A 9263-nucleotide genomic window follows, 5' to 3' on the forward strand; every position below is an offset into this window, starting at 1 on the left:
CCGAACTTGACTGCCACCAACTAAATTGCACACAATTGAGTTGTCCAAAACCAAGAAGGGGATCCCGATGAGTACGCTCTACACCGCCATCGCCACCGCCAACGGCAGGGAAGGCCGGGCGGTCTCGTCCGACAAGCGCCTCGACGTGACCCTCGCGCCGCCGCGGGAGATGGGCGGCTCCGGCGAGGGCACCAATCCCGAGCAGCTGTTCGCGGCCGGCTACGCCGCCTGCTTCGCCAGCGCGCTTCAGCTGGTCGGCCGGAGGGAGAAGGCCGACGTCTCCGAGGCGTCGGTGACCGCCGAGGTGAGCCTCCACCCGGAGGGCAAGGGCTTCGCGCTCGGGGTGACGCTGCGCGTCGAGCTGCCCGACGAGCTGCACGGCGAGACCGGCACCGCCCTCGTGGAGGCCGCCCACCAGGTCTGCCCCTACTCCAACGCGACCCGTGGCAACATCCCGGTCAACCTGGTGATCGAGTAATCGCGCCCTGGAGGAGACCCGCGATCAGGGAAGCGGCCGGCGACCGGCGAAGCCCAGCTCGTCGCGGTGGTACCAGGCCAGGTCGCGGTCTCCTTCGAGCCAGCACAACCGCACCGAAACCCCGTCGAGCACCGAGGGGAAGTCGACGAGCAGGGGCGCGACGCCCTTGACCTCGACGCCCTGCTCCTCGAACCAGCCGAGGATCTCCTCCAGCCTGGCCTCGTACGCCTTCGCCTCGGCCAGCCCGCCGGCTTCCGAGGTGCCGGTGCTGCGGAGCTCGTACGCGAGCTCGGCCAGTTCTCCCCGCATCGTCACGAACGCGGCGGCCCGCTCCAGCAGCGCGGGCATGAGCGCCCGCGCCTCCTCGACGGTGAAGGTCCCATCCACCCCTGCACGCTAGCGTGTCCCTGCCCGAAGCGTGCGGGGGGCCAGGAATGCCGTCAGCATAAGCTGACAAAAGTGAATTCGTCAGCTTATGCTGACAACATGGGATCGCTGAGCGAGTTCTCCAAGGCCGTCGACGGCGAGGACCCGGTGGCTGCGCTGGCGGCCGTGGCGGCGCTGCGCAGGCTCCTGGAGGAGCTGGAGGCGGCGCACGTCATCGAGGCCAGGGCCCAGGGCTCGTCCTGGGAGGCCATCGCCACGGCGCTCGGCGTCAGGCGGCAGACGGCGCACCGCAAGCACGCACACCGGATCATCGACGGCGGGAGCTGACAATGTTCGCGAGATTCACCCCCGAGGCCCGGCGGACCACGGTCCGGGCCGGGCTACTGGCACTCGACCACGGCCGCACCACGCTCGACGAGGACATGCTCCTGCTCGCCCTGGCGGAGTCGTGGCCGGCGGCGGGTTTCGGTGTCACCCCGGAGGCGGTCCGCGCGGAGATCGGGGAGCGCGAGGCGGCACGGGGCCTGGCGGACGACCGCGAGCTGCTGGCCGCCATCGGCGTCGACCTGGACGAGATCAGGCGGCGCCTGCCCGCCCGGCGGGACGACCCCCTGGCGTGGCGGCTGTCGCGCTCCCGGCTGCGCCCGCTGAACGTGGTGCTCAGCGGCCCGGCCGGAGACCTGCCCCTCACCGCGAGGGCGAGGAAGGTCGTCGAGGTCGCCGTCAGCACCGGCGGCCACTCCGGGGTGACCGGGGAGGACCTGCTCAAGGGCCTGCTGGCCGACGGCTCGAACGCCTCGGTCTCCATCCTGTACCGCCTCGGCATCGACCTCCGCGGTCTCGCCGCGAGCATCGGCTTCCTGCACCGGTCGGCCTGAGCCGGTCCAGCACGGTCAGACCTCGATCCCGTAGAAGCGCGCGCCCGTACCTCCGAGTACGGCCGCGCGGTCGTTCTCACCAAGGCCCGCGAGCAGCACGCCCGTCTCCCGCCACACCTTGGCGTAGTCTCCGGCGAGGATGGCCACCGGCCAGTCACTGCCGAACATCAGCCGGCCGGTGCCGGACACTCGCTCCCCCGAGACGAGTGTCCGGCACCGGCCCGCATGCCCGCCGCCCGGTTTCCCGCTATGCCGGTGACATCACCGGGTCGTCCGAGCGCGCGGCGGGCGGCGGGGTGTCGTCGCCGTCATCGTCGTCGTCCAGGAGGGTCGTCTCGTCGAACGGGACCCTCCCCGCCAGCACCTCGGCCGCGCGCTCCCGGTCGAACTCGCCGGTCCAGGTGCCGACCAGGACCGTGGCGACCGCGTTGCCCGCGAAGTTGGTCAGCGCCCGCGCCTCGGACATGAAGCGGTCGATGCCGACGATGAGACCGACACCGTCGACCAGGTCGGGGCGATGGGACTGCAGGCCCCCGGCGAGGGTGGCCAGGCCGGCGCCGGTGACCCCGGCGGCGCCCTTCGACGCGATCATCATGAAGACCAGCAGGGAGACCTGCTCGCCGAAGGAGAGCGGCGCGCCGGTGGCGCTCGCGACGAACAGCGTGGCCATGGTGAGGTAGATGGCGGTGCCGTCCAGGTTGAAGGAGTAACCGGTCGGCACGGTGATCCCGGCGACCGGCCTGCTCACGCCGAGGTGCTCCATCTTGGCGATCAGCCGCGGCAGTGCCGACTCCGACGACGAGGTCGACAGGATCAGCAGGAACTCCCTGCCCAGGTAGCGCAGGAGCGAGGGCAGCCCGATCCGCGCCACCAGCCAGAGCATCGGACCGAGGATGACGAACACGAAGAGCAGGCAGGTCACGTAGAAGGCGAGCATGATGACGCCGAGGCTCTTGAGCGCGTCCACGCCGGTGGCGCCGACGACCGCGGCCATCGCGCCGAAGGCACCGACGGGGGCGGCCCACATGATCATGGCGAGGATCCGGAAGACGAGCCGCTGGATGTGCGCGATGCCGTTCAGCACGGGCCTGCCGCGCTCGCCCATCGCCTGCAGGGCGAACCCGGCGAGCAACGCGACGAGCAGGGTCTGCAGCACCTCACCCTCGGTGAACGCCGACACCAGCGTGGTGGGGATGATCCCGAGCAGGAACGTCACCGTGTCGCTCTCGCCGCCCTTGGCCGCCTCGGCCTCGGCGGCCTTGCGGAGCTCGTCGGTGAGCGCGAGGCCCTGTCCGGGGTCGATCAGGTTGCCCACGATCAGGCCGATGCCCAGCGCGACCGTCGACATGGCGAGGAAGTAGCCGAGTGCGAGACCGCCGACCTTGCCGACCTTGGCGGCCTTGGTGACGGATCCGACACCGAGCACGATGGTGCAGAAGATGATCGGGCTGATCATCATCTTGATCAGGGCGACGAAGGCGGTGCCGAGTGGCTTCAGCTCCTTGCCGAGATCGGGAGCGACGAGCCCGACGGTGACGCCGGCGATCACTGCGGCGATCACGGCTATGTACAGGTAGTGTGTTCTGTCTCGGGCCGCGCTCATGCGTGTCTCCACCGTGGTAGAAGAAAAATCCGGTCGAGCGACTATCCGCCGACGCTGTGATCTAAGTCACCATTGCGTACATTTCGTTCGTGAACTTGCGGGAGCTTTCCAAACAGGTGCGCGGCTGGAGTCTGGCCAGGCAGATGCTGGCGCTGCAGATCGTCGTCGTGGGCGTCACCGTGACCGGTGGCGCGCTGCTCGCCTTCCTGCAGATGCGCGACCTGCTCGTCGAGGAGGCCGTCGGCACCGCCAGGGCGGTGACAATCAGCGTGGCCGACTCCCCCTCCGTCCTCGTCTCCCTGGGCGACTCGACGGTCCTGCAGCCGTACGCGGAACGGGTGAGGCAGGAGACCGGGGTCGACTTCATCACGATCATGAGCCTGGACGGCGTGCGCTACACGCATCCCAACCCGGCCCAGATCGGCCACCGCTTCCTCGGCAACACCGCGCCCGCCCTGGCCGGGCAGACCTTCACCGAGACCTACACCGGCACGCTCGGTCCCTCGGTCCGCGCCGTCGCCCCGGTCCGCGACGACCGCGGCCGGGTGAAGGCCCTGGTCAGCGCGGGCATCACGATCAACAAGATCAGCGTCAGGCTCCGCGGCCAGATCGCCGGCGCCGCGCTGATCGGCCTGCTCGGCCTGTCCCTCGGCGGGGCGGGCACCTACCTGGTCGGGGCCCGGCTACGCCGCCAGACCCACGGCATGGGCCCCACCGAGCTGAGCCGGATGTACGAGTACCACGACGCGATCCTGCACGCCGTACGGGAGGGACTGCTGCTCGTCGACGACGCGGGCAGGGTGACGCTCTGCAACGACGGCGCCAGGGAGCTCCTGGGCCTCGCGGGCGAGGTGAACGGACGGCACGTCACCGAGCTGGGCCTTCCCTCCGCACTGGGCGAGCGGCTCTCGACGGCCGAGAACCGCACCGACGAGATCCATATGACCGGGGAGCGGACGCTGGTGGTGAACGCGGCGGTGGTCCGCTCCGGCAACCGCTCGCTCGGCACCGTGGTCACCCTCCGCGACCACACCGAGCTGCAGTCCCTGACCGGGCAGCTGGACGCCGAGCGCGGCTTCGCCGACTCCCTGCGGGCCGCCGCGCACGAGTCGGCCAACCGGCTTCACACGGTCATCACCCTCGTCGAGCTGGGCCGCGCCGAGCAGGCCGTGGCGTTCGCGACCGCGGAGATCAGGGCCGCACAGCAGCTCACCGACCGGGTGGTGGGCGCCGTACGCGAACCCGTGCTCGCCGCGCTGCTGCTGGGCAAGAGCGCCGAGGCCGGGGAACGGGGGGTGGAGCTGGCGATCGCCGCGGACAGCGAGCTCGACGACCTCGGCCTGGACACCCGCGATCTGGTGACGATCGTCGGCAACCTGATAGACAACGCGGTCGAAGCGGCCATGGCGGGAACCCCGCCCGCCCGGGTGGAGGTGCGGTTGCGCGCCGACGAGACGGCCTTCGTGATCAGCGTGGCCGACAGCGGCCCGGGGCTCGACCCCGCGACGGCGGGCGAGGCCTTCCGCAGGGGATGGACCACCAAGGGCGACGGCCGCGGCCTCGGGCTGGCCATGGTCGGCCAGGCGGTCCGCCGTCTGGGCGGAACGATCGAGGTCGGCGGGACCGTCCAGGCCGGTCACCCGGTGCGGGCACCCCATGCGGCGGGGACGGCCCATACCGTCCCGGAGAGCGAGACGGGCGCGGTGTTCACCGTACGGCTGCCGCTGCGCGGAAAGGAAATGTGATGATCTCGGTACTGGTGGTCGAGGACGAGGAGATCACCGCCGAGGCGAACCGGGTCTTCGTGGAGCGGGTGCCCGGCTTCCGGGTGGCGGGGGTGGCCAGGTCCGGCGGGGAGGCGTTGCGCTTCCTGCGGCGCCACCCGGTCGATCTGATCCTGCTCGACCTCTACCTGCCCGACATGCACGGTCTTGAGGTGTGCCGGACGCTGCGGGCGGCGGGCGTGATGTCGGACGTCATAGCGGTCACCTCGGCGCGGGACCTGTCGGTGGTCAGGTCCGCGGTCTCCGTCGGCGTGGCCCAGTACCTGCTCAAGCCGTTCACCTTCGCCTCGCTCAAGGAGAAGCTCACCCACTACGCGGAGTTCCGCTCGTCGGTGGAGGGCCTGGGAGAGGCCAGTGGCCAGGGCGAGGTGGACCGCACGCTGGCGGCGCTGCGGGGCCCGGCGCAGAGCCTCCTGCCCAAGGGGATGACCCAGGCCACTCTCGACGCCGTGCTGGCGGAGCTGCGCAAATCCCCTGGCGGCCTGTCGGCCCAGACCACCGGGGCGGCGATCGGCGTCTCCCGGGTGACCGCCCGCCGCTACCTGGAGCACCTGACGGAGAGCGGAGTCACCCGCCGGGTTCCCCAGTACGGTGGGGTCGGCCGGCCCGAGCTGCTCTACCGGGTCGTTTGACGCCCTCCGGAAGCACGGCGGCACCGGACCTGGTAGGAAAAAGGGCAGCCCGCCCTGTCACCCGCGGGCGAAGGAGCCGACCATGACCTTTTTCACCGCCTCATCGAGGCTGCTCGGGACGGTGTTCGTCGTCCAGGTGCTCGGAGAGCTCGACTACCGGCACGCCCCCGCCTTCCGCCTGGAGATGGAGAGGGCATGGGAGGCCGAAGCGCCTTCCCTGATCGTGGCCGATGTCACGGGGCTCACCTTCTGCGACTCCACCGGGGTCGCGGAGCTGATCCTGGCGCTCCAGCGAAGTCGCGCTCTGGGTGTCCGTCTGGCGCTCGTCGGCGTGCACGGCACCCTGGAGCGCATCCTCGCCATCACCGGCCTGCGCCCCTCCTTCGAGGTCTTCACCTCTGTCGAGGAGGCGCTGCAGGAGGCCTGATCAGCTGTTGCCGTTGTCCAGCGGCACCCGGGGGGCGTCGATGATGACATCCGAGAAGATGTCGACCGCCAGGGCGACCACTCCGCCGAGCGCGACGATCCCGGTCCCGATCCAGAAGAACATCCAGTTGGGGCCAAGGCACAAGGCCACGCCTCCCACGGTGAACCCCAGCAGAATGATGATCACCGCAAGCCAAGACTTCGGACTTCCTCCGTGGCTTCCAGCCATGAGCCTTTCCTCTCCACATGAATCAGTGATGCGCGCCGTCCGCCGCGGCGATCACCCGGTTCAGCGACCGGTGGAGCTCCTGGAGCTCCTCCAGGTTCATTCCCAGACGCCTGACGATCGCCGGCGGAACCTTCTCCGCCTCGTCCCGCAGCCCTCGGCCCTCCGGCGTGAGCGAGACTGCCAGGACACGCTGGTCCTGGCCGTCACGCTGCCTCCGGATGTAGCCAACGGCCTCGAGACGCTTCAGCAGCGGGGACAGCGTACCGGGGTCGAGTCTCAGTAGCTTGCTCAGCTCCTTGACCGACAGCGGCGCCTGCTCCCAGAGGGCGAGCATGACCAGATACTGGGGGTGGGTCAGCCCCATCGGCTCCAGCAGCGGCCGGTAGACCCCGATGACGTTGCGCGAGGCGACCGCCAGGGCGAAGCACACCTGGCTCTCCAGACTCAGGGGATCAGTCATGTCACTCACGCGCACCTCCACCCGACATAGTACGATAATTAATACACAAACTATTATCGCCCCAAGTATCGGCGAGCAAAGGATCCCCATGTTTCACAGCAAGTCGATCGAGGAGCGGATCGCCGAGCGCCAGGCCGCGCGCCCCGCACTCAAGGAGGGCCGGCACTTCGAGCACGGCCCGGCGAAGTTCGTCTTCGTCTTCGTGATCGTCTTCGTGGTCGTCGGCCATCTCGCCGGACTGCTGCTGCTGATGGCCATGGACCTGAACTAGCGGGAGTGCCCGCCCTCCCGTGTCACCACACGTCCCGGCCGCCGCCAAAGGCACCGGCGGCGACCGGCCCTCGCGGTCAGGCCCGCGACGCGTTCCAGCCAGCCGGACCCATGTTCGAAACATGAGAGGATGAGGTCCGGCTGGCCAGGGTGGGACCGTCCGCCCGGATCAGCCAGATCGGCCAGATCAGGAGGTCTGCATGTCTGACGTCACGCCGGAGGAGCCTGAGAGTTCCGACGACGAACTGAAGCGCAAGTTCCGCGAGGCCCTGGAGCGCAAGAAGCTCGCCCAGGCGGACGCGAACGCCGGGGGCAAGGGGAAGAACGCCTCGAAGATCCACGGTGCTCACGGCCCGGCTGCGGCCAAGCGCTCCTTCCGCCGCAAGAGCGGCGGCTGAGCCGCGTATCCGAACCGGGTCCGGATACCCCGGACCGACCGCCGCCCCGCTGGCGCCCGGCCAGCGGGCGGCACCCACCCGCCCGCGGAGCCACCCCCCTTTGAAGGGCACCGCACACCTGCAATAGGCTGCGCCTGTGCGTGATCTTGGCGAGGACCCCCGACCGGCTCGGGGCGCGGTCAGCGAGGTCTACCGTGTCGACCGGGCGGCGACCCTGAACTACTCCCCCGACCTCGACGGCCTCGCCGACCCCGGCGAGATCGTCTGGGCCTGGGTCCCCTACGAGGAGGACCCGAACCGCGGCAAGGACCGGCCGCTGCTGGTCGTGGGCCGCCACGGGCGCAAGCTGCTCGCGCTGATGCTGTCCAGCCGAGGCGGCAGCGGCGACCCGAGCGACTGGCTGGAGCTCGGCCCTGGTCGCTGGGACCGGGAGAACCGCGTCTCCTACCTGCGCCTTGACCGGATCTTCACCCTCAACGAGGACGACATCCGGCGGGAGGGCTCCATCCTCGACGCCGAGCGCTTCGCCCGCGTGGCCGCCGTGCTCAAGCGCACCCACGGCTGGGCCGCCGACGGCTGAGGCCGTCCCCCCGAGGCCGGGAACCGCCCCGCGCGAACCCGCTGGAAAGCGGCGGGGCGGGTCAGCATCCTGTTGTCCCATGGACAGCAGACGACTGGTTCGAGTCTCCAAATATCTCTCCGCGCACCTCCGGCACCAGCCCGAGCGCATCGGGCTGGTCCTCGGCCCGCAGGGGTGGGCGGACATCGACGCCCTGCTCGCCGCCGCCGCGCGGCACGGCTTCGCGATCACCCGCGACGAGCTCGCACAGGTGGTCGCGGGCAACGACAAACGGCGCTTCACCATAGAAGGTGACCGGATCCGCGCCAACCAGGGCCACACGGTCGAGGTCGACCTGGACCTTCCCGCGGTCGAGCCGCCCGAGATCCTGTTCCACGGAACGGTGGGCTCGCGCGTGGCCGCCATCAGGGAGGACGGCCTGCGGCCGATGACCCGGCACGCGGTGCACCTGTCCCCCGACCGGGAAACCGCGACCCGGGTGGGTGCGCGCCGGGGCAGGCCGGTCGTGCTGGTCGTTCGCTCAGGCGAGATGCACCGGGCGGGTCACGAGTTCCAGATCAGTGCCAACGGCGTCTGGCTGACCGCCCACGTGCCGTCCGCCCACATCTCGTTTCCCGGCTGAGGGGACCTCACCCTCGGCGAGGGGCACCGTTTCCAACGCACTCCAAAGTCTCGGACATCCGCCCCCTCCGGCCCATGCGTGCCCACATTCCAGGTAAACACCTAGGTTTTTCATGCTCGACTCAGCCTGACGGAAGCCGACCGTTGACGTTCCAACATATTCGGGTGTAAATAAAGCTGAAACAACATTGAAACGGCGGTGAATCAACAGCATGTACGCCGAGGAGCGACAGCAGGAGATCCTGCGCCGGGCGCGGACCATCGGACGTGTGGACGTGGTGACGCTCTCGGAGGAGTTCGCCGTCACCACCGAGACGATCCGCCGGGACCTGACCGCGCTGGAGCGCGCGGGTGTGCTGCGGCGCGTGCACGGCGGCGCCATTCCGGTCGAGCGGCTGGGGTTCGAACCCGAGTTAGCCGCCCGCGATGAGGTGATGACGGCGGAGAAGGAGCGTATCGCCAAGGCGGCGCTGGCCGAGTTGCCGCAAGATGGCGCGATCGTGATTGACGCGGGCAC

Annotated in this window: 16 protein-coding genes; 11 read left to right on the forward strand and 5 right to left on the reverse strand. The window is 69.9% G+C overall.

The window, feature by feature from the left end; all coding sequences use genetic code 11:
• Positions 1-67 precede the first annotated feature (67 nt).
• Positions 68-478 carry an organic hydroperoxide resistance protein gene (locus ABT130_RS21575; protein ID WP_350957725.1) on the forward strand — a complete coding sequence of 137 codons (411 nt, stop codon included), beginning with the start codon at positions 68-70 and terminating at the stop codon, positions 476-478.
• A gap of 24 nt (positions 479-502) precedes the next feature.
• On the opposite strand, the gene ABT130_RS21580 is transcribed toward ABT130_RS21575, so the two are convergent.
• On the reverse strand, positions 503-865 hold the full coding sequence (locus tag ABT130_RS21580) for a DUF2203 domain-containing protein (protein ID WP_350927389.1): 363 nt from the start codon (positions 863-865) through the stop codon (positions 503-505).
• A 99-nt stretch (positions 866-964) separates the two neighbouring features.
• Between ABT130_RS21580 and ABT130_RS21585 the strand changes: the two genes are divergently transcribed.
• Both ABT130_RS21585 and ABT130_RS21590 read left to right on the forward strand, forming a co-directional pair.
• Positions 965-1192, forward strand: coding sequence for a helix-turn-helix domain-containing protein (locus ABT130_RS21585; protein ID WP_350957728.1), 228 nt, complete (start codon positions 965-967; stop codon positions 1190-1192).
• A gap of 2 nt (positions 1193-1194) precedes the next feature.
• The gene (locus ABT130_RS21590; protein WP_350957731.1) at positions 1195-1743 is read left to right on the forward strand and encodes a Clp protease N-terminal domain-containing protein; all 549 of its coding nucleotides are present in this window, start codon (positions 1195-1197) and stop codon (positions 1741-1743) included.
• Positions 1744-1758: 15 nt separating this feature from the next.
• Here ABT130_RS21590 and ABT130_RS21595 read toward each other — a convergent pair whose 3' ends face one another.
• Positions 1759-1932 (reverse strand): amidohydrolase family protein, encoded by a 174-nt coding sequence (locus ABT130_RS21595; RefSeq protein WP_350957734.1) that lies wholly within the window; start codon positions 1930-1932, stop codon positions 1759-1761.
• 58 nt (positions 1933-1990) lie between these two features.
• Positions 1991-3346, reverse strand: coding sequence for a cation:dicarboxylate symporter family transporter (locus ABT130_RS21600; RefSeq protein WP_350927381.1), 1356 nt, complete (start codon positions 3344-3346; stop codon positions 1991-1993).
• Positions 3347-3435: 89 nt separating this feature from the next.
• On the opposite strand from ABT130_RS21600, the gene ABT130_RS21605 reads away from it, so the two are divergent.
• The 3 genes from ABT130_RS21605 (at position 3436) to ABT130_RS21615 (ending at position 6189) form a co-directional block, all read left to right on the forward strand.
• Positions 3436-5091 carry a sensor histidine kinase gene (locus tag ABT130_RS21605; protein ID WP_350957736.1) on the forward strand — a complete coding sequence of 552 codons (1656 nt, stop codon included), beginning with the start codon at positions 3436-3438 and terminating at the stop codon, positions 5089-5091.
• The gene (locus tag ABT130_RS21610) at positions 5091-5762 is read left to right on the forward strand and encodes a response regulator (RefSeq protein ID WP_350957739.1); all 672 of its coding nucleotides are present in this window, start codon (positions 5091-5093) and stop codon (positions 5760-5762) included. Before ABT130_RS21605 ends, ABT130_RS21610 begins: the two co-directional genes overlap by 1 nt.
• A gap of 82 nt (positions 5763-5844) precedes the next feature.
• Positions 5845-6189 carry an anti-sigma factor antagonist gene (locus tag ABT130_RS21615; protein WP_350957741.1) on the forward strand — a complete coding sequence of 115 codons (345 nt, stop codon included), beginning with the start codon at positions 5845-5847 and terminating at the stop codon, positions 6187-6189.
• Here the strand turns inward: ABT130_RS21615 and ABT130_RS21620 are convergent, their stop codons facing one another.
• Both ABT130_RS21620 and ABT130_RS21625 read right to left on the reverse strand, forming a co-directional pair.
• Positions 6190-6417 carry an HGxxPAAW family protein gene (locus ABT130_RS21620; RefSeq protein WP_350927373.1) on the reverse strand — a complete coding sequence of 76 codons (228 nt, stop codon included), beginning with the start codon at positions 6415-6417 and terminating at the stop codon, positions 6190-6192.
• A 22-nt stretch (positions 6418-6439) separates the two neighbouring features.
• Complete coding sequence (locus ABT130_RS21625) at positions 6440-6877, reverse strand: MarR family winged helix-turn-helix transcriptional regulator (protein ID WP_350927371.1); 438 nt, start codon at positions 6875-6877, stop codon at positions 6440-6442.
• An 88-nt stretch (positions 6878-6965) separates the two neighbouring features.
• Here ABT130_RS21625 and ABT130_RS21630 point away from each other — a divergent pair, with 88 nt between their 5' ends.
• The 5 genes from ABT130_RS21630 to ABT130_RS21650 all read left to right on the forward strand — a co-directional run.
• Positions 6966-7148 carry a hypothetical protein gene (locus ABT130_RS21630; protein WP_350927369.1) on the forward strand — a complete coding sequence of 61 codons (183 nt, stop codon included), beginning with the start codon at positions 6966-6968 and terminating at the stop codon, positions 7146-7148.
• Positions 7149-7347: 199 nt separating this feature from the next.
• Positions 7348-7545 (forward strand): DUF5302 domain-containing protein, encoded by a 198-nt coding sequence (locus ABT130_RS21635; protein ID WP_343960976.1) that lies wholly within the window; start codon positions 7348-7350, stop codon positions 7543-7545.
• Positions 7546-7681: 136 nt separating this feature from the next.
• Positions 7682-8125 carry a type II toxin-antitoxin system PemK/MazF family toxin gene (locus tag ABT130_RS21640; RefSeq protein ID WP_350927367.1) on the forward strand — a complete coding sequence of 148 codons (444 nt, stop codon included), beginning with the start codon at positions 7682-7684 and terminating at the stop codon, positions 8123-8125.
• A gap of 79 nt (positions 8126-8204) precedes the next feature.
• Positions 8205-8747 carry an RNA 2'-phosphotransferase gene (locus tag ABT130_RS21645; RefSeq protein WP_350957744.1) on the forward strand — a complete coding sequence of 181 codons (543 nt, stop codon included), beginning with the start codon at positions 8205-8207 and terminating at the stop codon, positions 8745-8747.
• Positions 8748-8958: 211 nt separating this feature from the next.
• A partial coding sequence (locus tag ABT130_RS21650) for a DeoR family transcriptional regulator (RefSeq protein WP_350957747.1) occupies positions 8959-9263 on the forward strand: 305 nt, incomplete at its 3' end.

Origin of the sequence: Streptosporangium sp. NPDC001681, from assembly GCF_040298085.1 — a bacterium.
Taxonomy (GTDB): domain Bacteria; phylum Actinomycetota; class Actinomycetes; order Streptosporangiales; family Streptosporangiaceae; genus Streptosporangium.